This window comes from Saccharibacter sp. EH611 (assembly GCF_009834765.1).
GTDB lineage: Bacteria > Pseudomonadota > Alphaproteobacteria > Acetobacterales > Acetobacteraceae > Saccharibacter.
Genome location: NZ_WVHP01000002.1, coordinates 186,353 through 207,900 on the forward strand (window position 1 = coordinate 186,353; position 21,548 = coordinate 207,900).

Annotated in this window: 17 protein-coding genes and 2 tRNA genes; 5 read left to right on the forward strand and 14 right to left on the reverse strand. The window is 51.2% G+C overall.

The window, feature by feature from the left end; translation table 11 throughout:
- Positions 1-214: 214 nt before the first annotated feature.
- Positions 215-301, reverse strand: a tRNA-Leu gene (locus GS535_RS02390).
- Positions 302-365: 64 nt separating this feature from the next.
- On the opposite strand from GS535_RS02390, the gene lipB reads away from it, so the two are divergent.
- Positions 366-1,073 carry a lipoyl(octanoyl) transferase LipB gene (gene lipB / locus GS535_RS02395; protein WP_370518166.1) on the forward strand — a complete coding sequence of 236 codons (708 nt, stop codon included), beginning with the start codon at positions 366-368 and terminating at the stop codon, positions 1,071-1,073.
- On the opposite strand, the gene GS535_RS02400 is transcribed toward lipB, so the two are convergent.
- Both GS535_RS02400 and GS535_RS02405 read right to left on the reverse strand, forming a co-directional pair.
- Positions 1,048-1,692 carry an outer-membrane lipoprotein carrier protein LolA gene (locus GS535_RS02400; protein WP_160792282.1) on the reverse strand — a complete coding sequence of 215 codons (645 nt, stop codon included), beginning with the start codon at positions 1,690-1,692 and terminating at the stop codon, positions 1,048-1,050. The two genes, lipB and GS535_RS02400, sit on opposite strands and share 26 nt — an antisense overlap.
- A complete protein-coding gene (locus tag GS535_RS02405) occupies positions 1,689-2,039 on the reverse strand; it encodes a BolA family transcriptional regulator (RefSeq protein ID WP_160792283.1) in 351 nt (116 codons plus the stop codon). The genes GS535_RS02400 and GS535_RS02405 overlap by 4 nt, the downstream gene beginning before the upstream one ends.
- Before the next feature lie 70 nt (positions 2,040-2,109).
- Here GS535_RS02405 and GS535_RS02410 point away from each other — a divergent pair, with 70 nt between their 5' ends.
- From GS535_RS02410 to GS535_RS02420, 3 genes are read left to right on the forward strand one after another with little or no spacing between them, the layout of a single operon-like run.
- Positions 2,110-2,712, forward strand: coding sequence for a J domain-containing protein (locus GS535_RS02410; protein WP_160792284.1), 603 nt, complete (start codon positions 2,110-2,112; stop codon positions 2,710-2,712).
- A 54-nt stretch (positions 2,713-2,766) separates the two neighbouring features.
- Positions 2,767-3,723: an AAA family ATPase gene (locus GS535_RS02415; protein ID WP_237442181.1), complete on the forward strand. Its 957-nt coding sequence runs from the start codon at positions 2,767-2,769 to the stop codon at positions 3,721-3,723.
- A 6-nt stretch (positions 3,724-3,729) separates the two neighbouring features.
- Complete coding sequence (locus GS535_RS02420) at positions 3,730-5,538, forward strand: cobaltochelatase CobT-related protein (protein WP_160792286.1); 1,809 nt, start codon at positions 3,730-3,732, stop codon at positions 5,536-5,538.
- On the opposite strand, the gene GS535_RS02425 is transcribed toward GS535_RS02420, so the two are convergent.
- The gene (locus GS535_RS02425) at positions 5,507-6,946 is read right to left on the reverse strand and encodes a pyridoxal-dependent decarboxylase (RefSeq protein WP_160792287.1); all 1,440 of its coding nucleotides are present in this window, start codon (positions 6,944-6,946) and stop codon (positions 5,507-5,509) included. The genes GS535_RS02420 and GS535_RS02425 overlap by 32 nt on opposite strands.
- Here GS535_RS02425 and GS535_RS02430 point away from each other — a divergent pair.
- Positions 6,945-7,895 carry a hypothetical protein gene (locus tag GS535_RS02430; RefSeq protein ID WP_160792288.1) on the forward strand — a complete coding sequence of 317 codons (951 nt, stop codon included), beginning with the start codon at positions 6,945-6,947 and terminating at the stop codon, positions 7,893-7,895. The two genes, GS535_RS02425 and GS535_RS02430, sit on opposite strands and share 2 nt — an antisense overlap.
- Before the next feature lie 423 nt (positions 7,896-8,318).
- On the opposite strand, the gene dnaE is transcribed toward GS535_RS02430, so the two are convergent.
- The 10 genes from dnaE to lon all read right to left on the reverse strand — a co-directional run bounded on the left by dnaE (position 8,319) and on the right by lon (position 21,484).
- Positions 8,319-11,744, reverse strand: a complete 3,426-nt coding sequence (gene dnaE, locus GS535_RS02435) for a DNA polymerase III subunit alpha (RefSeq protein ID WP_160792289.1) — start codon at positions 11,742-11,744, stop codon at positions 8,319-8,321.
- 80 nt (positions 11,745-11,824) lie between these two features.
- Positions 11,825-12,520: an ABC transporter ATP-binding protein gene (locus GS535_RS02440; RefSeq protein ID WP_160792290.1), complete on the reverse strand. Its 696-nt coding sequence runs from the start codon at positions 12,518-12,520 to the stop codon at positions 11,825-11,827.
- Complete coding sequence (locus tag GS535_RS02445; protein WP_160792291.1) at positions 12,513-13,760, reverse strand: lipoprotein-releasing ABC transporter permease subunit; 1,248 nt, start codon at positions 13,758-13,760, stop codon at positions 12,513-12,515. The genes GS535_RS02440 and GS535_RS02445 overlap by 8 nt, the downstream gene beginning before the upstream one ends.
- A 1-nt stretch (position 13,761) precedes the next feature.
- Positions 13,762-15,078, reverse strand: coding sequence for a proline--tRNA ligase (proS, locus tag GS535_RS02450; protein ID WP_160792292.1), 1,317 nt, complete (start codon positions 15,076-15,078; stop codon positions 13,762-13,764).
- 12 nt (positions 15,079-15,090) lie between these two features.
- Positions 15,091-16,749 carry a ribonuclease J gene (locus GS535_RS02455; RefSeq protein WP_160792293.1) on the reverse strand — a complete coding sequence of 553 codons (1,659 nt, stop codon included), beginning with the start codon at positions 16,747-16,749 and terminating at the stop codon, positions 15,091-15,093.
- 17 nt (positions 16,750-16,766) lie between these two features.
- Positions 16,767-17,597, reverse strand: a complete 831-nt coding sequence (locus tag GS535_RS02460; RefSeq protein WP_160792398.1) for a type III pantothenate kinase — start codon at positions 17,595-17,597, stop codon at positions 16,767-16,769.
- A gap of 10 nt (positions 17,598-17,607) precedes the next feature.
- Positions 17,608-18,342 (reverse strand): biotin--[acetyl-CoA-carboxylase] ligase, encoded by a 735-nt coding sequence (locus GS535_RS02465; protein WP_160792294.1) that lies wholly within the window; start codon positions 18,340-18,342, stop codon positions 17,608-17,610.
- 19 nt (positions 18,343-18,361) lie between these two features.
- Positions 18,362-18,436, reverse strand: a tRNA-Val gene (locus GS535_RS02470).
- A gap of 85 nt (positions 18,437-18,521) precedes the next feature.
- Positions 18,522-18,809, reverse strand: a complete 288-nt coding sequence (locus tag GS535_RS02475) for an HU family DNA-binding protein (protein WP_018979635.1) — start codon at positions 18,807-18,809, stop codon at positions 18,522-18,524.
- A 134-nt stretch (positions 18,810-18,943) separates the two neighbouring features.
- Entirely contained in the window at positions 18,944-21,484 is a 2,541-nt protein-coding gene (gene lon / locus GS535_RS02480; RefSeq protein WP_160792295.1) for an endopeptidase La, read from the reverse strand.
- Between the last annotated feature and the right edge of the window lie 64 nt (positions 21,485-21,548).

Below are 21,548 nucleotides of genomic sequence, written 5' to 3' on the forward strand. Positions count from 1 at the left end.
ACAATACAGTCACCAAATCAAAAAGGGGCGCCAGCTCTTATGTAAACCCAGATAGCTTACATTTCCAGACTGACCTGGCGAGAGGACAAAAAAGGAAAAATGGGTCAAAACTATGAAGGAAATCAGGCTTTCTCGCGACTAGATTAGAAAAATCTTCCAATCCACCCAACCGTCATATTGTGCAAGAGAACAACGTTTCGCTTTATCGAAACATTGGTGCGGCCGAGAAGACTCGAACTTCCACGGGGTTATCCCCCACAAGCACCTCAAGCTTGCGCGTCTACCATTCCGCCACGGCCGCCCCGTAGCCAGACAATCAGGCGTATAATTTCGCGTGACCGTCTCGGTGAAAACGCCTATAGCCCATCATTAACAGAAGGGCAATGACTATGACGCATATTTTTGAAGAAATTCTATGGGAACACGATTCCTCTCTTCGTGCTTACCCCGACGCATGCACACGCATGCAGGCACTCGTTCAGGACATTCGCAGCAAACAATCTCCCGAACATATTTGGCTAACCGAACATCCCCCGCTTTATACAGCGGGCACTTCTGCCAAAAAGGAGGACCTCCTCAACCCGCAACATTACCCAACTTATGATGCAGGACGAGGCGGTCAGTGGACCTATCACGGCCCTGGACAGCGGCTCGCTTACGTTATGCTGGATCTGACACGCCCTCATGGCCTTATCCCGCCACGAGATCTTCGCGCTTACGTGAAAGGTTTGGAGCAATGGCTCATCAATACTCTTGCCCTTCTGGATGTAGATGCTTTCACCCGAGAAGGACGTATCGGCGTATGGTGTATCGACCCCACGACGGGACAAGAAGCAAAAATTGCTGCTTTAGGCATTCGTATTAGCCGCTGGGTTAGTTGGCACGGCATCTCATTGAATGTCGTGCCCAACCTTGATGATTTTTCAGGTATTATTCCCTGCGGTATTCGCGAATACGGGGTGACAAGTCTTCAGCGCTTCCACCCGCACATTACCATGCACGACGCTGACCAGGCCCTTCGTGCAAGTTGGGAAAGCGTCTTCGGCACTACTGCGCTGATGACGACGGACTAACCGCATCGTTCGGTTCTGATAGCTCTTCTTTTACATTGAACAAAGACAAACCAAAACGATGTCCATGGGCGTCAACACCCTGAAGACCAATAAGGGAAAGACGTCCATGGATGTCTGAAAACTGCATCGTTAACAACCCTTGGGAGGGATTGTTTGCTTCAGCCAATGAGACCTGGAGCGAATCACTCCCATGTATCACGTTCGTTACTTGAATACCGTCATTAAACCGCAAAGGTTGACGCAGCAAATATCCAAGCGGATTACGCTTTAATGAAATTTTCGTCACAGATCCATTGGATGGATCTTTCAATGTCAGTCGTTCATTGCGTGCAACCAACGTCACCCCTTGAGGAAGCGCATAATCCATCTTCAGAACACGGGTGTCATAGGTAAACTGACCATCGCCCTGCTGTTGCCCCGGCCCTTCTTGAGCAAAGTCTGCTTTGAGAGAGACAATGCTGTTAAGGTAATCTTCTATACGACGAACAGCCTCCTGCTGGTCACTCGGAAGATGGGCATACCCACTCGTCGCACAACCAGAGATACCCAATGGAACAGCACCTAAAACGCTCACATAAAATAATGCACTCCACCAGCGCCGTTTCGCCGCATGTTTCATGCTTCTTTACTCCCCTTCAAGGTTAATGAAAGAGCATGAAGGCCATGCTCAAACTCATCAGAAAGAATCTCATGCACAAGTCGATGCCGTGCAAGTGGACGTAACGAATCGAATCGTTCGCTAATGATCTCCATCGTATAGTGCGTTTGCCCAACTTGCTGCGGCCCACGTGCATCTCTCTGAGCAGATCGAGCATGAGCATGGTGCTGATGGCGCTTACTTTCATCGCGAATGATAAGCTTTGAAGGCGCCAACGCATCCTCCAAAAGGGCTGTCATCCGTTCTTTTCGATCAGACGAACCAACCTCATCTGTGATGTGAGCAGAAGGCGTATCAGTCGGCTTCATGGGCAAAATCTCTCTTTAAACGCTACTCAATGCTTGCATCTCGGGGGACGCTTTCCCCATATCATCCCTCATGCAGCGCAGAACGTCCAAAACACGAGCCTTTGATCCTGATCCAGATGCACCGAACCAAAGCTGTGATCATCCCGACTGTGACCAGCCGGCCGGATATCGTGCGCCACGCGGTCGGGACAATCTTCGCAGCTATTACTGGTTTTGTCTCCAGCATGTACGCCAATATAATGCAAATTGGGATTATTATCGCGGGATGACGCCGGGACAGATTGAAAATCATCTACGGGCTGATACGTCATGGCAGCGCCCCTCTTGGAAGCTGGGCTCCATGACAGGGAGTGCTCGAACCTCTTTTACCGTGGATGATCTTCAAGACCCGCTGGATATTCTCAATGCCCGGCGCGCCCATCCCACGCAAGAAGCCCCACCGCGCCAACAGGCCCCAGAAGCACTCCGCCAACCTTTGGCCTTGCTTGATCTTGGGTGGCCCACAACATTAGAGGACGTAAAAACACGATACAGGGCACTCGCCCGACGTTATCATCCTGACGCGAATAAGGATGACCCCCGCGCTGAAGAGCGCTTTAAGACCATTGCTTCAGCTTATGCGACGTTGCGCTCACATTTTACATCTACCGAGAACGTTGCCACAGCTGAGTAAGTTTTGTTCACATGATGTGACCTCTTATGCAGGAGCCCTGACATGACACTCTCAATGAGCCATTCTTTAACTGAGACTCTGCCACCGACTCCTGACACGCTGCGTCCAGCGCGTGAGGTTTTTGGGCTTGATATTGATATTGATGTGCCGGTTTGGTCTAAACGCACGGATCAAGTACCCGAGATCGACCCGGCCTATTGCTTTGATTATGATACGACACGCGCCATTTTAGCGGGTTTTATCTACAATAAACGCGTTATGGTTCAAGGGTTTCACGGCACGGGCAAATCATCTCATATTGACCAGATTGCAGCCCGCCTGAATTGGCCTTGCGTGCGTATTAATCTCGACAGTCATATTTCGCGTATAGACTTGATCGGCAAGGATGCGATCACCCTACGTGATGGTCAGCAAGTAACTGAATTCCGTGAGGGGCTCCTACCTTGGTGTTTGCAAAATCCCTGCGCGCTTATTTTCGACGAATATGATGCGGGACGCCCTGATGTTATGTTCGTTATCCAACGTGTTCTCGAGGCACATGGTGCTCTTACGCTGCTTGACCAAAATCGCGTCATTCACCCACACCCCTCCTTCCGCCTGTTCTCAACCGCTAATACGGTCGGGCTTGGTGATACAACGGGGCTGTATCACGGCACGCAGCAAATCAATCAGGGGCAGATGGATCGCTGGAATATCGTCGCAACATTGAACTATCTCCCTGCTGAGCAAGAAGCGCGCATCGTGCAGTCGCGTATGGGCGATCAGTTTGACCCTGCCCTTATTCAGAGCATGGTCGCTCTTGCGAATTTAAGCCGTATTGGCTTCATGAATGGTGATATCTCAACGGTTATTTCCCCACGTACTGTTATTTCTTGGGCTGAAAATGTCACGATTTTTCATGATGTCGCTTTCGCTTTCCGCCTGAGCTTCCTTAATAAATGTGACGAAGCTGAACGTGAGACAGTCGCTGAATATTATCAGCGTTGCTTCAACACTTCTCCTTTGGGGTGACCGCCGATGTCCAGCCAGTATGAGCCCTTCCGTAAAGCGACGTTCGCCACCCTACGCGCCCTCAGCGGGGCCCAGGAAGGCAGCGAAAAGCCAGATTTTTCCGCCCTTCATCATGATGACCTCTCGCCGCAAGCACAGGCCATCATTCGCGGTGACGTCGATGCAAAAGCCCTCTACCAGCGCTATCATAACCCAGAGCTAGCGCCTGCCATTGCAGACCGTGAAGCGCAGCGCGTCTTTGACGCTGTGGAACACGCACGCTGTGAGGTCTACGGGGCTCGTCATATGGCTGGTGTCAAAGCCAATCTTCTAGATCGGCTTACACGCCATTGCACAACCCTGCGCGTTGATGACATGACTAAGCGTGAGGACATGCCAGCTCCTCTGGCCTTAGAGCTGCTCACGCGGCAAACTCTGGATCCAACAACATACGCATCCTTGGATCACAATGCCGCCCTGCAACAATGGCGCCAATCGCTTAGCCCGCAAGCTCAACAGGCCCTGAAAGACATGGCGCACCAACAGGGCGACCAAAAAGCATTTTCTCAGGCTAGTCAGCATTTTATCGAAGCGTGCGGTTTGCAGCACACAACCGCTGAGCAACAAGAGAACGTGCAACCGCCGACAGGTGATGACGCAAACCCTGATCCACAAAAAGAAGAATCCCCTTCTCCTGAAGGAGACGAAGAGGGAGAAGAAGGCGCTACAGACGAAGAAAGCGGTGAGCTGTCGCAGGAAGGCTCCCAAGGTGGCATGTCTGAAAATCCTGATTCTGACGAGATGGAGGCCCTTCCAACGTCTGACGATCAAGGGGAAGAAGAAGCTGCGGGCCCCTCCTCTTCTCCTACGTCTTCAGAAGAATCAGAGCACGAAGAACCCTATCACGTCTTCACGCAAGAATTTGATGAAGAAATTCATGCGTCAGATCTCTGTGATCCTGAGGAGTTAGACGTCTTACGTGACACGCTTGATGAGCAGCTTGAGCAAACACAAGAGTTCGTCTCACGTCTGGCACATCGTTTGCAACGACGCCTCATGGCCCAACAGCAGCGCCATTGGTTCTTTGACCAAGAAGAGGGTATTTTAGACTCTGCCCGTCTGCCTCGTATTATTAGCAACCCAGCTCTGCCCCTTTCTTACAAGCGTGAGGGAGACACTGAGTTCCGTGATACGATTGTTACGCTTCTCGTTGACAATTCTGGTTCTATGCGCGGTCGCCCTATTGCCACCGCCGCGATCTGTGGGGATATTCTTGCTCGCACACTGGAACGTTGCGGCGTTAAGGTGGAAGTTCTTGGCTTCACCACCCGTACCTGGAAAGGAGGGCAAAGTCGCGTTAAGTGGCTGCAAGAAGATCGTCCCCCACAGCCAGGACGGCTCAATGATTTACGACATATCATCTATAAGTCAGCTGATATGCCGTGGCGGCGGGCCCGGCGCAATATTGGCTTAATGTTGCGCGAAGGTCTGCTTAAAGAAAATATTGATGGCGAAGCACTCCTATGGGCATGGAAGCGCCTCAAACATCGGCCAGAGCATCGACGTATTTTAATGGTTATCTCCGATGGTGCTCCTGTTGATGACAGCACATCAACGGCCAATAGCCCAGACTATCTGGATCATCATCTACACCGCGTCATCGCTCAGCTTGAAAGTGACAAAAGCGCGGAACTCCTCGCCATCGGTATTGGCCATGATGTGACACGCTATTATCAAGACAGTGTCACGATCGGTTCAGCCGAGGATCTGGGCGACACAATGGTCTCGCAACTGACCGCCCTGCTCAGCTCTCATCCTCGCACGCGCCGGCGTTAAGACGCTTTGTTGCAAGGGCGATCACAGCGTCAAGCATGTGATCCACGTCTTGTGTCTCTGTGCGGTGGTTCACAATCGCAGCACGAATAGCGAGCTGGCCGTTGATCCGTGTTGTGGAAGGAGCGGCAATTCCTGTTTCATGAAGGTCTTTCACGAGTTCGGAAAGCGCGTCATCACTTAATGTATCAACGGTGAAACAAACGATATTCAGCGTTACAGGAGCAAGCAACGTCACGCCATCTGTACGGTCTATTCGTTGAGCCAAATGCCGCGCTACTGCACAGCTTTTGTTCACAACCTCTCCCATGCGGTCGGCCCCATAATGGCTTAAGGTCATCCATACCTTAAGCGCACGAAACCCACGAGAGAGGTCTGGCCCAAAGTCACAAAACCATGGAGCGTTGCCCGCAAGCCCACGATCTTCTCGCACAAGATAATCCAATGATTGTGCGAAAGCCGCCGCATGACGCTTCCCATCACGCACCAACACACATCCTGCATCGTAGGGCACTTGTGCCCATTTATGGAAGTCGAACGCCACACTATCGGCGCGTTCAATACCCTTTAACAGCGGCGCATAACGTTGGGACAAACACGCTAAAGCCCCAAAAGCCCCATCGACATGGAACCAAAGCTGCTCCTCTTGTGCGACATCCGCTAAGTGGTCAAGCGGGTCAACAGCACCACAATCCACAGTGCCCGCTGTTCCGGCTATCATAAAAGGCTCTAATCCCGCCGCGCGATCACGCTTAATTTGTTCTCGTAACGCGGCAACTTTGACGCGATGAGCGCCATCGGTAGGAATTTTCCGCAATGCATCACTGCCTAATCCTGCAAGATCGAAAGCACGGGGTAAACAGCCATGTGCACTTTCTGGCGCATACCCAACAAGAGCATGATGCCGCACACCTTGTTGACGCAATGCGGGGTAATAAGCACGACTTGCCGTAATTACGGCAATAAAATTCGCCATTGAGGAGCCTGTTACAAGACAGCCTGACCCTGTTTCCACCGGCAAACCAACCATTTCTCGCGCCCAGCGTAGAACTTCCCGTTCGACTTCAATGGCTGCATGATCACGCCCTCCGCAGTTCGCATTCAAACCTCCTGCCAGCATTTCGGCCAGCATCCCAACGGGCGTGCCCGCTCCATGCACCCACCCCATAAAACGTGGATGACGATTCCCGTTATCATAAGGAACGATAAGCTTCTGGAAGCGCTCATAAATTTCTGGAAGAGAACACCCATCATGAGGTAGGCTTTGCCGCAATTCTTCACGTGCCTTGTGAGGCATAGGGGTCCAGACCGGTTGCTGATGACGATGTTCAAGCTGAGTAAACATGTCATCAAGCATCTGATGACCCAAAGCACGTAATGCTGACCAGTTTTCAGGATCCAACCCAGCCATGACCCATACCTCTCTTTTCTCTTATCCTGATGCTTCATTGCCAGAAGCTCAGCACGGCGTCACGAAAAGGATGATGTCACGGCTTTCATATATGGTAGGGGTTTTGTCCTGTGTCGGTATGTTTGGGGTGCTCTCTCCTCTTGCCTCTGCCAAGACACTCCCACCGCTTTCTGAGGCATGTTTTACCTATACGCCTGGTCATACAAAAGATGGCTCCCACACGCTCACCAGTACAGATTTTCGTGCAGCCCTTCCGGGTACAGGCCTGTCACTGCGCATTGCGAGCACACAACTTACAGACCATAGCCACCACCTTGATTCGTCCGCGCTAGAACGTATTAACGCTGCAGCCGCTTATGCCGCATTAAGTGCGCTTAATCACGGGGTTAGCGACGCTTGCCAAGGCATGCCTATCCCTGAAACAGACGAAGTGAAAGACTCAACCCCAGAAGCCCACTGGTCTATCGCAACGCTTTCTAAAACGGGGAGAACAGATATTACGGTCAAGAATATCCATCTCTCTGTTTTAACAACATCGCCCGGCATCCACGTTAAATTTGGTGCGATTGGCCTGCCAACAGATCATCCTCTATTGCCAAGTAAAGGCTCCGGCGACCTGACATTCTACCCAGCCGCTACGCCCCCCTATCATGTCGATCTTCATAGTCTCAGAAACACAATTGGTAAGAGTGAGATTGAGGGTAAAGGAACATTATGGGTCGCCCCAGGCGTGCAAAACCTCAAAGGTACGCTGCACCTCTCCATTAGCCATATTGGCGCTCTCATCCAACGTGTTAGCACAGTCGCCCCTGTTAGCGTCACGGCGGGACTGTCTGTTGCCCGTATGATGAGCAATACGGAAGGAGCGGATATGAGCGGTTGGGACATTCGACTGAATGAGGGAAAAGCAATCGTTAATGGAATCTCTATCCCACTGCCTAAGCATTAACGCTGTTTATTATGGAGTGGCGTCATATATGAGCCATGACAAAGAGGCTCACTCAAATTCGAGCACATGATGCCATGTTCTATTTTTTTAGAAGAAAGAGTATCGCATATGCCCGTCTTCCGACATTGGAGGATTGCTGGAGAGCTTGTCACGTAAGGTCTGGACAAATCGAATGCCAGCCGCTCCCCAGTGAATGGGAACAATAGGAAGAAGCAGTTAGTCTCACCCTCCGTGAAAATGCACTCTCTTTAAAAAAATAGCGATAAGAAGTCGCGACCTATTGAAAGAGTGCTTATTGACTTCCCAATATTAAGGAAGAATAAGCGCTTTTTCACGTTTCACAAAATAAGTGTCTTCTTAGAAGCATTCTGCCTATTATGTGCCAGAGTGTCGTCACTCCCATTCTGGCACATAATGTCTCTGCTATCTCTGTTCTAACGCCCCAACACCTTTGATTGTTTTCAAACGCTCGGCCAGACGAGGTGTGACGCGGTAAGAGGTCGGCAGCTTCACCTCCACATCGGACGTTTCCTCAAGCGAAGGCAGCAAAACCACGCGCCCTCGCCCACCTTGCACGCCCTCAAGCATATCACGAATCGCAGGCAGAGCGTCCTCTTGCTCAACCCAAATCCGCAGCTCACCTCGTTCTTCTGCTGCGGCCCGTTCTAGATCGGTCACATGATGAGCCGTAATACGCAACGCATCACCATCAAGTTTCAATTCTGCATTTACAAGCACCGCTTGCCCTGCAACCAGCAAATCACGACAGCTTGCCAAAGTTTCCGCAAATAAGGTGACCTCACAGCCACCACTGGCATCGGTCAGATTAACCCATGCCATTTTCTTACCTGTACGCGTGGGCCGCTCTTTTTTGTCCACCACACACCCCGCAATCTTTACACGTGTCGTGCCAGCATGGGCGCTTCGGTCGAGCTGAATGGACGGTGTTACGCCCATACGACGTAAAATCGCACGATACCCATCGAGCGGATGCGCACTCATATGAAAGCCTATCACAGCGGCTTCATGAGAAAGACGCTCAAAATCTGGCCATGGACGTACCGATTTAAGTCTTAGAATTTCACGAGTCGCGCTGTCTGCTCCTCCGAACAATCCAGCCTGACCGACGTGTTTCTCCTGCGCGCGGGCTTGCGCACGCCGCATAATAATATCAGCACTTTTAAAAACCGTATGACGATCCGGCTCTAAACTATCAAAGGCCCCTGCCTTAGCGAGACTTTCAATCTGAATTTTATTGATATGTTTCGAATCACACCGTTCTGCAAAATCCGTAATATCTTTAAACGGCGTACCACCACGATCACTCACGACCCCTTCCATCGCAGCAGCTCCAACACGTTTGATCGCTGAAAGCGCGTAACGAATCGCTAAACGACCATCATCGAGCTTCTCAATCGAGAAATCAGCTTGTGACCGGTTCACATCCACTGGCAGAACCGGGATTCCCATGCGCTTGGCTTCTTGGCAAAGTGCGGCAAGCTTCTCGGTTTTTTCACGCGCCAAAGACATACAGCCTGCCAAGAAAGGCACCGGGTGATTGGCCTTCATCCAAGCGGTTTGATAGGACACAAGCGCATAAGCGGCGGCATGGGACTTATTGAACCCGTAATCAGCAAACTTCGCCATCAAGTCGAAAACTTCTTCGGCTTTTTCTGGCGTAATACCGCGCGCCACCGCCCCTTCACGGAAAATAACGCGCTGCTTTTCCATCTCAGAAGCGATTTTTTTACCCATTGCACGCCGTAAAAGATCAGCCCCACCCAGGCTGTAGCCCGCCATTTTCTGGGCGATCTGCATCACCTGCTCCTGATAGACCATAATGCCATAGGTCTCTTCGAGAATGGAGCGAATCTCTTCATGCGGCGGCGTCCATTCCGCCCCATGCTTTCGGCGGCAATATTCAGGAATATTCGCCATAGGCCCCGGCCTGTAGAGCGACACACCGGCGATCAAATCTTCAAGCCGGCTGGCCTCCATTTGCTTGAGCATATCGCGCATGCCCGCCCCTTCAAACTGGAACACGCCGGCGGTATCACCGCGCGCCATCATGTCGAAGGTCTTTTTGTCATCCAGCGGGATATGCGAGAGATCGACCTCAACGCCTAGCTCTTTTAAGAAATCAACACCCCTTTTGAGGATTGTCAGCGTCGTCAACCCTAGGAAGTCGAACTTAACCAGCCCCGCTTGCTCAACAAACTTCATATTATACTGCGTGACTTGCATGTCACTTCGCGGATCTCGATAAAGCGGGACAAGCTCAACGAGGTTACGATCCCCGATTACCACCCCGGCCGCATGGGTCGATGCATGACGGAACAACCCTTCAAGCTGAAGCGCAATCTCCAGCAAACGCCGGATCATCTCATCAGTGTCGCGCATCTCCTGCAAGCGTGGTTCTTCTTCAATGGCTTTCGCCAGAGGCGTTGGTTTAGCAGGATTATTAGGAATCAGCTCTGCAACGCGGTTGACCATTCCATAAGGTAACCCCAACACACGCCCCACATCACGCACGGCCGCCTTTGCTTGCAATTTCCCAAAAGTAATAATCTGCGCAACACGTTCATTGCCATATTCTTCTTGAACGTAACGAATCACTTCATCCCGTCGATCCTGACAAAAATCAATATCGAAGTCAGGCATCGACACACGTTCTGGGTTGAGAAAGCGCTCAAACAGCAACCCAAACGGAATAGGATCAAGGTCAGTAATCGTCAGAGCATAGGCCACGAGAGACCCAGCCCCCGATCCACGCCCCGGCCCTACAGGAATACCGTGATCTTTCGCCCATTGAATAAAGTCCGCAACGATCAAGAAATAACCGGGGAACCCCATTCGGACGATAATGCCCAGCTCGGTTTCAAGCCGTTCTTCATACTCTGCCCGGCGCGCCTCCCCATCTTTCATGACAGCTAGGCGCTTCTCTAATCCCTCTTTCGCCATGACCCGAAGCGTTTCTTCTTCAGTCGCTCCTTCATTGACCTTAGGGCAGACGGGCAGAAGGGGCTTGCGCGTTGGCGCGGCTACTGCGCAATGCTGTGCGATGATGAGCGTATTGTCACAGGCATCGGGAAGGTCATGAAATAACGCTCGCATCTCTTGCGGTGTTTTAAACCATGCCTGTGAAGAGACACGCCAACGCTTCTCCTCCGCCATGGTGCGGCCTTGCGCAATACAGAGCAACGCATCATGGGCCTCGTGCATGTCCGGTTTCGGGAAAAAACACTCATTGGTCGCAACAAGTGGAATCCCTCGTTCATCAGCCATACGAATCAAAGCAGGCTCTGTGACATCCTCACCCGCCTCATCAAGACGATTAATCTCAATGGCAAGGTAAGGGCCGAATGCCTCATGGACACGCTTTAAAAAATTCGCCGCAGCCTCATCTTGTTCTGCTAAAATACGTTGGTTAAGCGGCCCTCTATTCCCACCCGTTAAGAGGAACAATCCCGCAGATTTATCACACAATATATCAAGCGCCACGCTTGGGTCGGTAGGATCCCCATTCAAAAATCCTTGTGTCGACAAATATTGAAGGTTAGCCAGCCCCTCTTCCGTTCGCGCTAAAACAACAACGGGCTCCGCCGGTGTCCCAGGCTTGTCGCTCATGGGTGGCAAAGCAAGCTGGCACCCAATAATAGGTTGCACCCCGGCTTTACGGCACGTCAAAGAAAATTCCAGCGCACCAAAAAGATTCCCACTGTCGGTCAACGCAACAGCGGGCATGTCATTCGCAACAGCAAGGTCAACGAGCTCGGCAGCGCGAATAGCGCCCTGGCTTAAAGAGTAAGCAGAATGATTGCGGAGATGGATGAAATCAGCGTGAGACATACCAGCATTCTACCACGCTCACCCTATAGGCTGGAACGTCTTTCAGAGCCAAGACGCGCAGAAAAATTTACTCATGCTTTTCAAAAAGGAACGATCTTACCGTCTCGCAACGTAACCGTACGATCCATTGACGCAGCCAATGCTTCATTATGCGTCGCGACCAGAGCCGCAGCTCCCTCCTGCCGTACAACGCGGGTTAACTCCCCAAACACGAGATCAGCTGTTTTGACGTCCAAATTGCCCGTTGGCTCATCCGCTAACAGTAGGCTGGGGCCATTCGCAAGGGCACGCGCAATGGCCGTGCGTTGCTGCTCCCCTCCCGACATGCGGCCCGGTAAGGACTCTAAGCGGTGCTGCACGCCAAAACGTCCAAGCAAATCCTCTGCGCGCTGTCGTGCATCACGCGGAGACTGTCCGGCCGCCAATTGCGGTAACATGACATTTTCGCATGCAGTAAACTCACCCAGCAAATGATGGAACTGATACACAAAACCAATTTCATCACGACGCAACGCTGTGCGTCCCGCCTCACCCAAACGCCGCGTTTCTTTCCCATTAATCAGCACATCGCCGCGGCTAGGAGCTTCCAACAAACCCGCCAAATGCAAAAGTGTTGATTTCCCCGTGCCGCTCGGCGCCACCAGCGCGACCATTTCACCGGGGCGTAGGACAAAATCGGTTTCTTTCAAAATCGTTAGGGTATCATCACCAGAACGATAAGAGCGCGAAACCTGCTGAAGTTCTAGCGTCAACGCACGTGATAGAGCTTCACTCATGACGCAAGGCCTCCACCGGGTCTGTCTTTGCCGCACGCCATGACGGATAAAGCGTCGCCAATAGCGAAAGCGCTAGCGACAGCAACACGACTTCAATCACCTGAGACCATACGATACGGGCAGGCAACCGAGCGAGGAAATACACTTCGGAGTTAAAGAGATTCGTGCCGGTAAGCCCTTCAAGCACATGACGAATACGCTCAATATTAAGTGCGAACGTAATGCCAAGCCCCGTACCCAGCACGGTTCCAATCACACCGACTGACGCGCCGCACATCAAGAAAATACGCATCACAGCCCCACGGCTGGCACCAAATGTGCGCAAAATAGCAATATCGCGCGTTTTGTCTTTAACCATCATGATGAGGGATGAAATAACATTAAACGCTGCTACCAAAATAATCAGCGTCAAGATGAGGAACATCACGTTTTGCTCAACCGTCACGGCGTCTAAGAACCCATTGGCACTATGCGTCCAATCCACAACACGCAGCCTCGGGTCTCCAAGCGTATCGGCAATCATCTGCCCTATAGGCTGTACATGAATAGGATCTATCGTGCTGACCTGAATCAATGACACCGCATTGCCTAGCATAAAGAACTTCTGTGAGGCTGGCAGCGGCATAAGCACGATATTACTGTTATAATCGTTCCAGTTTGCATCAAAAATCGCGACAACTCGTACCTTTTTCACACGCGGCATCGTGCCAAAAGGTGTTGACCGTCCATCTGGTGAGAGCAAGGTCATCGTTGAGCCGACTTGCAAGCCAGCGCGCTCTGCCATACTCACCCCAATCGCCACGGCATCATCACCACGGAAATCATTAAGGCTTCCGCTGAACACACCTTGGCTTAGGGCCGTCCAATTTTTAAGATCATCAGAGGCAATCCCTTCCAGCATCGCTCCCGTAGAATAACGAGAAGCTTCCGCTAGAATTGTACCCTGTGTCATCGGTAAAACTTGCGTAACCCCCGACACACTGCGGATCAGACGCGCCGTATCTTGATAACCCTCAATGCGTTGGCTGTAGCTATACACATTTAAGTCACCATGAAGGCCCAAAATACGACCCATCAAATCTGCTTTAAAACCGTTCATTACGGCCATGACGATAATGAGCGTGGCAACACCAAGCGCAATCCCCACAAGAGAGAAAAGCGCAATGATTGAGGCAAAGCGCTCCCCTTTCCGTGCCCGGAGATAACGCCCTGCAACAACACGCTCAAAACGTCCAAACATATTAGACCAGCCCAAGCTTCGTCAGGGCTTCATCAACGGAAAGCTCAAAACGCTCACCGGTTGCCCGTTCTTTGAGTTCCACCATGCCATTCTTGGCCCCGCGTGGGCCAATGATGATCTGCCAAGGATGGCCGAGCAGATCCGCATCATTAAACTTCACGCCTGCACGCTCTGAACGATCATCGTAAAGAATATCATTCGGAGCACATTGATAGAAGCGCTCGCACAGCGCATCACAGGTTTCGTCCCCAGAGCGCAAGTTCAAGATCGCCGCTCGGTAAGGAGCAATCGACTCGGGCCAAATAATACCGTTATCGTCATGAGAAGCTTCAATGATCGCCCCGACAAGACGGGAGACACCAACGCCGTATGAACCCATATGCGGATGGAAAGCTGCGCCATCTGCACCGCTGACTTCCACACCCATCGCTTCGGTATATTTTGTACCGAAATAGAAGATGTGCCCCACTTCAATACCACGGCCAGACACCTGCCTTTCTTGGGGAACCTGTTCCCAAGCAGCCGTATCATGCTTTTCATCCGTTGCAGAATACGTGGTGCTCACTAAATCCTGAAGCTTTTTGAGGTCTTCAGGACGATTTACATCGAGATCCTCTTTATCCCAATCAATGTCATCCCAACGACTATCATAAAAGACCTCACTCTCTCCCGTAGGGGCGAGCACTTGGAATTCATGACTGAGATCACCACCAATCGGCCCGGTATCGGCCGCCGTTGGCACTGCTTTAATGCCAAGGCGACGGAAAATACGAAGGTAAGAGAGCATCATGCGATAATAGCTGCTCACCGCTCCTTCATAAGACGCATCGAAAGAGTACGCATCTTTCATGTAGAATTCACGCCCGCGCATCACACCAAAGCGTGGGCGAATTTCATCACGGAATTTCCACTGAATATGATACAGCGTCTTCGGCAATTCACGGTAAGACTTCACCGTACTCCCGAACAAGTCTGTCACGACCTCTTCATTCGTGGGGCCATAAAGGAGTTCACGTTTTTGCCGATCCTGAATCCGCAGCATTTCAGGCCCATAAGCATCATAACGCCCAGAACGCTTCCATAACTCAGCAGACTGCAGGGTTGGCATCAGCACTTCCTGTGCGCCTGCTCCATCCTGCTCTTCGCGCACGATCTGAGCAATATTACGCAGCACACGCAACCCGGCCGGAAGCCATGTATAAATTCCTGATGCTGTCTGACGGATTAATCCCGCACGCAGCATCAAACGATGAGACATAATCTGGGCTTCAGCCGGCACTTCCTTCAGTGTCGGCTGGAATGCTTGACTTAAACGCATGAAGAACTTCCTTTAAACGCGCAACAGATGGACATCAACAAGCGGACGCTTCTGCAGCTTACGTCCTAACGCACGGCGCAACGCTGTGCGTGCTGCATCACGGAACGCAATATCGTCATACCGGAGTTCATCAGGTATTTCGTCAATCGCATAGGCGAAATCTTCTCTAATACGCTCGCTTTCTGGATCTTCACGATCCAACAATCCAGGTGCGCTGATGCGTGGCTCGCCAATGACATACCCCTCATCATCAACAGCAAAACTGGCCAGAACAACACCGTTGAACAGCATACGACGACGCGCCGCCAGCACCCCGCCTGTCATCGGAAGTAGCCGTCCACCGTCAAGAGCCAAGCGCCCTGTTGGTGCCGTATCTTCAACCTTCACGTCGCCCGGTGCAAGATTGAGGATATCGCCATCTTCTAGCAAGACAACGTCAGACCCGGCCTCACGTGCAAGAGCCGCATGAGCTGTTAGATGCCGCCACTCCCCATGCGTCGGTACGCTGTATTTAGGACGGACAAGGCCATAGAGATAGCTAATATCACCACCTGTCGCATGACCAGAAACGTGAACCATACCGTCTTTGTCTGTCAGTACCATCACACCGCGACGCGTCAGATTATCCTGAACCGTCATCACAGCTTGTTCATTCCCTGGAATAACACGGGAGCTGTAAATAACCGTATCCCCTTCCCCTAAGGAAATAGTGGAATGAGTATCAGACGCGATACGCGATAGGGCTGAGCGTGATTCACCTTGGCTACCCGTAATAATCATCAGAAGATTATCGTCCGGCACATCACGTGCATCATACTCTGTCAGGAAAGGAGGAACATCCGTCAGATAACCACATTCACGCGCGGCACTTTCCAGATTCCGCAAAGAACGCCCAACCACCATGACCTGACGACCAGAAGCCTGCGCCGCCTTCGCGATGCTCTCAACACGCGCCACGTTGCTCGCAAAGCATGTGACGGCAATACGTCCTTCAAGCCCTGCAATCAGCTCTGTTAGGCCAATACGCACTTCAGATTCAGATTGAGATGGCCCCTCTCTCAAGCAGTTCGTGCTATCGCCCACCATCGCGAGCACACCTTCATCGCCAAGTGCTTTAAAGGTATCCAAAGCGGTTAAAGGCCCAACCAGCGGATTAGGATCAAGCTTCCAGTCACCTGTATGCACCACCATGCCGTAAGGCGTGCGGATCGCAATGGACTGAGCTTCCACCACGGAATGCGTCACAGGAACAAACTGCAGGTCAAAAGGCCCGACATCAAAGCGCGAGGCCGGCATAATGACGTTAAGAACAACCTGATTGTTCAGACGTGCTTCACCCAATTTACGACGCAATACAGCAGCAGCAAATGGCGTCGCATAAACAGGGCAGCGTAAATACGGCCAGAGATGAGCAATCGCGCCCAAATGATCTTCATGGGCGTGGGTAATCACCAGCCCGCATAAACGCTCGCTACGTTCTGTGATAAAAGTCGGATCTGCCATCAGCACTTCGGCTTCCGGTGTATCATTGCCCGAAAAGCCAATACCGCAATCAATAGCGAGCCATGTTTCCTCACCCTCATGGCGCAAACGGTACAGGTTGAAATTCATACCAATTTCACCCGTACCTCCTAATGGAAGATAGGCTAGTCCATCTTTATATTCTGTCATACTTAATCCCACAGTTGTTATGTGCTTAACGGTTTATGTGTCATCGAACGAACAAGACGTTCGGAAGAAGTCGTGGTGAAGCGCTGCTCATTTTGCTGTGCAAGGAAACGGAGACCATCAAGGGTCAAATCCGGAGCGACCTCATCAAAAAATGCTGTTCCTTCAGAAAAAAGCGGGGCTAGACCACCGGTCGCGACAACCTTAGGGGCCTCGTTCATTTCCGCTCTAATTTGTCGAACAATGCCTTCTACGAGTCCGACATATCCCCAAAAAAGACCAGAGCGCATCGCAACGCTCGTACTGCGCCCAATAGCTTCAGCAGGCCGCCCAACACTTACACGAGGCAGGCGCGCTGCTGCCTGATGCAACGCATCCATAGAAAGATTAACACCGGGGGCAATCGCTCCCCCACAATAACGGCCCTGCTGGTCAATCACATCAAATGTCGTTGCTGTTCCAAAATCAACGACCACCAAAGAACCTGCATAAAGACGATGAGCAGCAAGACCATTCAAACGACGATCCGCACCAAGCTCATCAGGCTGGTCAACCAGCACCTCCATATCCCAATCAAGGTCATTATTGGCGACAAGAGGCTCTACACCCAACCAAGAACGGCAAAAACGCCTCAGATCATACAAAACAGCAGGAACCACTGTTCCAATAATTGCGCGATTAATGGCCGCAGGATCCAAACCAACCCGCTCCATTAATCCTAAAAGCCAAGAAGCATATTCATCAGACGTACGACGATCATCAGTGGAGATACGCCAACGTCCACACCAAGCCGTTCCATCATGAACGGCAAAAACAACATTCGTATTGCCTGCATCAATGACGAGAAGCACCGCCGCGTTCCTACTCACAAAGGATGTCACCGGTTACGACCGGGAGGACATCACCATTATCCAGCGTGAGCAGTAGGTGCCCCTGCGCATCAAGCCCACTAAACATGCCAGTTTTATACGTATCGCGTCCTTGTACCGCAAGACGCGTTCCTATTGGGTGAGCGTAGGATAACCACGCCTGATGCACAACAGAGGAGCCCTTTTCTTCCCATTCTTTTTTCCATTTATCAAAAGAATGAATAATCTTCCGCGCACACTCTTCTGCATCAGGCGGCGTGGCAAGATCAGCAAAACACGCTAAACGCCTATCCGGTAATTTAGGGGCATTTTTTAAATTCGCACCAATACCAATCACAGCCCATTGATGAGTCTCATTATGCCCGGTCTCAATAAGAATGCCGGCCATTTTACATTGATGAAGCAGAAGATCATTGGGCCATTTTAATGTGAAATGTTTTTCTGTTGAAAATGAAGCAGGCAGACATGCTGTCATTCCCTCGTACAGGGCTACAGCCGTCAAAAAAGGAAGCGCTTGAAGAAAAGTCGAATTTTCAGGAATGCGACACACGAACGAAAAGGCAAGATTCCCTTTCCCCGTTGTCCAAGAGCGCCCACGACTACCACGCGCCGCGCTCTGCTCTTTTGCAAGGACGACTAAGCCTTGATCATCGCCGGCTTCAGCCCGACCCCGGCAAAAGTCGGAAGTCGATGCCAGCGCCTCATGAATATCGAAACGCCAGATCATAACTTTATCAATAAATGGATGGTGGGCAATGACGGGATCGAACCGCCGACCCTCTCGGTGTAAACGAGACGCTCTACCTCTGAGCTAATTGCCCGCAGCGGTATATAGGAGAAACAGAGATGGGATGCAACCAGGTTATTCAACTTTTTTTGATGAATAACCTGGAGCCCCCTGTGAGCTTACTTGCTCACGGCATCCTTCAGGCCTTTACCAGGCTTGAAACGGACAGAAGTAGAGGCAGGAATGTCAATTTCCTCACCTGTACGTGGGTTACGACCCTTGGCGGCCTTGCGTGTGGCTGTCACGAAGCTACCGAAACCAACCAGACGCACTTCCTGACCTTTGGAAAGGGTTTTCTCAATCGTCCCGAAAACCGCATCCACAACTTCACTTGCCTTCGCTTTTGGAAGATCAGCCGCCTCAGCAACAGAAGCAATCAGTTCCTGCTTATTCAAAGGTTTCTCCATGATATGCCTTTCTAAGGATAGGCGCCCCTCTATCCTACGTTGAAAAGAGGAGGCGCTGATTAAGGGTCAACGGTTCGCACTATGAAGCGCTTTTTTGCCGCGTCAACCGGTAGAATCGCATCAAGTGTCGAAAGTCAGTGCTGATACGACTGAGAAAGCACACTTGTATCAGTCTGCTCCCCATTTTTATCCATCACAGCTCCCGGCGGAAGCGCTTGTGGTTGACGCGTCAGAGCGACATCAAGCACATCATCCATATGTTTAACAGGAATGATTGTCAGTGCCTGACGCACGTTCTCTGGAACATCAGCAAGGTCTTTTTCATTCGCCTCAGGGATAAGCACCGTTTTAATACCGGCTCTCAGCGCTGCGAGAAGCTTTTCTTTCAGACCACCAATTTCCAAAATACGCCCACGTAACGTCACCTCCCCCGTCATAGCAACATCATGACGGACAGGAATGCCAGTGAGAACACTGACAAAAGACGTCGTAAGCGCCCCCCCTGCAGACGGACCATCTTTGGGCACAGCCCCCTCTGGAAGATGAACATGGATATCGTTCTTCTCCAAAAGCGTTTGGTCAATCCCAAATTCCGCTGCACGGGATTTCACGTAAGAAAACGCCGCTGAAACGCTTTCTTTCATCACATCGCCCAGCTTCCCGGTTTGCTTGATATTGCCCTTACCCGGGACAACAAGACTTTCAATGGTGAGGATTTCTCCCCCCACCTGCGTCCAAGCCAAGCCAGTTACAATACCCACCTGATCATCAGATTCAGCTTCACCGTGACGATAACGTGGGATACCTGCATAGTCCTCAAGATTCTTCGGCGTGATTTTAATGCGTTTTTTCCGCGTTGTTAAAATCTCACGCACAACCTTACGGGCTAAGCGAGCAATCATTCTCTCCAGATTACGCACACCCGCCTCACGCGTGTAAGAGCGAATCAGAGCAAGCAGTGTCTGATCTGACAGATCCCACTCACTAGGCTTTAGATTATGCAGCTTTTCTTGTTTCTCAAGCAAATGACGCCGCGCAATCTGAACCTTTTCCTCCTCCGTATATCCGGACAGACGGATGATCTCCATCCGATCAAGAAGTGGCTGCGGCATATTGAGTGAGTTGGCCGTTGTCACGAACATCACATCAGACAAATCATACTCAACTTCTAAGTAATGATCTCCAAAAGTGCTATTCTGTTCCGGATCCAAGACCTCCAACAATGCAGAGCTCGGATCACCCCGCCAATCAGAGCCAAGTTTATCAATCTCATCAAGCAAGAAAAGCGGATTAGAAACCCCCACCTTTTTCATGCCTTGAATGATCTTACCCGGCATAGCCCCAATATAGGTGCGTCTATGACCACGGATTTCCGATTCGTCCCGTACACCACCGAGAGACATACGGACATATTTCCGCCCCGTGGAACGCGCTATAGAACGAGCCAGCGAGGTTTTACCCACACCAGGAGGGCCAACCAAGCAAAGAATCGGGCCTTTGAGCTTTCTAGAGCGACTCTGAACAGCCAGATACTCCAAGATGCGCTCTTTTATTTTCTCTAAGCCGTAATGATCGCTCTCAAGCACATTCTCCGCTTTTTCCAAAGAACGCGTAATGCGCGAACGCTTCTTCCACGGAAGGTCTGTCAGCCACTCAAGATAATTCCGCACCACAGCGCCCTCGGCTGAGGAAGGGCTCATATTGCGGAGTTTCTTAAGCTCGGAGCGTGCCTTGTCATACGCTTCTTGAGTTAAATCGAGTGTCTCGATTTTTTCCTCAAGCTCACTGAGCTCATCACGACCATCTTCCCCCTCGCCTAATTCCTTCTGAATGGCTTTCATCTGCTCATTCAAATAATATTCGCGCTGGGTCTTCTCCATCTGTTTTTTAACGCGCGTGCGAATACGCTGCTCAACTTGGAGAACGTCAATCTCCGCCTCCATATGGGCGAACACTTGCTCTAGCCGATGCTCAACCTTTGACATCTCCAAGAGCGCTTGCTTCTCAGGAATGCGCAAATTGAGATGGCTTGTGATCGTATCCGCCAGATGGGACGAATCGTCCAACTGCGCAACCGAGCTCAAAACCTCTGGTGCAACTTTCTTATTAAGGCGCGCATATTCCTCAAAGCGCCCTAAAGTCGAACGCGCAAGAACCTTACGTTCACTTTCAGAAAGTTCATAGTCATCAGCAATGTCCTCAACAGGAGAGACAAAATGCCCGTCGTCCCCCTCTTGCAAGTCGGTTAAACGTACACGACGCATTCCTTCTACGAGAACCTTAACGGTTCCATCTGGAAGCTTCAAAAGCTGAAGAATCGTCGCAACAGTACCAACTCGGTAGACATCATCTTTTCCAGGATCGTCCTGATCGACCTCTTTCTGGGCAACCAGAACAATCTCATCTTGGTCAGACGCAAGGCTATCAAGCGCACGGACAGACTTATCACGCCCCACAAACAGCGGAACGATCATATGTGGAAAAACGACGATATTGCGCAAAGGCAACACAGGCAGTCCAGTAGCTGCCTTACGCTTCGTCGTCACCTTCTTGCCGCCTACTGCTTTGGAAGACCGACGACGTGTTTTAGAGGGGGCTGTATTTTTCGCCTGCCCCTTTTTGTCGTCAGCAACACGCCTCCGAGAACGGCGCTTTGGCTTAGTTTCATCGTTCATAAATTTAAGATCTCCACCAAGGACGATCACCCGCACCCTGCCCCATTATGAGCACAGGATACGG

What these genes read in the sequence shown, in the direction of transcription:
- GS535_RS02415 (WP_237442181.1), top strand. Translation starts at nt 2,767, where the DNA reads ATGAGCCATTCTTTAACTGAGACTCTGCCACCGACTCCTGACACGCTG.
- proS (WP_160792292.1), bottom strand. Translation starts at nt 15,078, where the DNA reads ATGCGTTTAAGTCAAGCATTCCAGCCGACACTGAAGGAAGTGCCGGCT.
- GS535_RS02475 (WP_018979635.1), bottom strand. Translation starts at nt 18,809, where the DNA reads ATGGAGAAACCTTTGAATAAGCAGGAACTGATTGCTTCTGTTGCTGAG.
- GS535_RS02430 (WP_160792288.1), top strand. Translation starts at nt 6,945, where the DNA reads ATGACCCATACCTCTCTTTTCTCTTATCCTGATGCTTCATTGCCAGAA.
- GS535_RS02445 (WP_160792291.1), bottom strand. Translation starts at nt 13,760, where the DNA reads ATGTTTGGACGTTTTGAGCGTGTTGTTGCAGGGCGTTATCTCCGGGCA.
- dnaE (WP_160792289.1), bottom strand. Translation starts at nt 11,744, where the DNA reads ATGTCTCACGCTGATTTCATCCATCTCCGCAATCATTCTGCTTACTCT.
- lon (WP_160792295.1), bottom strand. Translation starts at nt 21,484, where the DNA reads ATGAACGATGAAACTAAGCCAAAGCGCCGTTCTCGGAGGCGTGTTGCT.
- GS535_RS02465 (WP_160792294.1), bottom strand. Translation starts at nt 18,342, where the DNA reads ATGATCTGGCGTTTCGATATTCATGAGGCGCTGGCATCGACTTCCGAC.
- GS535_RS02440 (WP_160792290.1), bottom strand. Translation starts at nt 12,520, where the DNA reads ATGAGTGAAGCTCTATCACGTGCGTTGACGCTAGAACTTCAGCAGGTT.
- GS535_RS02400 (WP_160792282.1), bottom strand. Translation starts at nt 1,692, where the DNA reads ATGAAACATGCGGCGAAACGGCGCTGGTGGAGTGCATTATTTTATGTG.
- GS535_RS02420 (WP_160792286.1), top strand. Translation starts at nt 3,730, where the DNA reads ATGTCCAGCCAGTATGAGCCCTTCCGTAAAGCGACGTTCGCCACCCTA.
- GS535_RS02410 (WP_160792284.1), top strand. Translation starts at nt 2,110, where the DNA reads ATGCAGCGCAGAACGTCCAAAACACGAGCCTTTGATCCTGATCCAGAT.
- GS535_RS02405 (WP_160792283.1), bottom strand. Translation starts at nt 2,039, where the DNA reads ATGAAGCCGACTGATACGCCTTCTGCTCACATCACAGATGAGGTTGGT.
- GS535_RS02425 (WP_160792287.1), bottom strand. Translation starts at nt 6,946, where the DNA reads ATGGCTGGGTTGGATCCTGAAAACTGGTCAGCATTACGTGCTTTGGGT.
- GS535_RS02455 (WP_160792293.1), bottom strand. Translation starts at nt 16,749, where the DNA reads ATGACAGAATATAAAGATGGACTAGCCTATCTTCCATTAGGAGGTACG.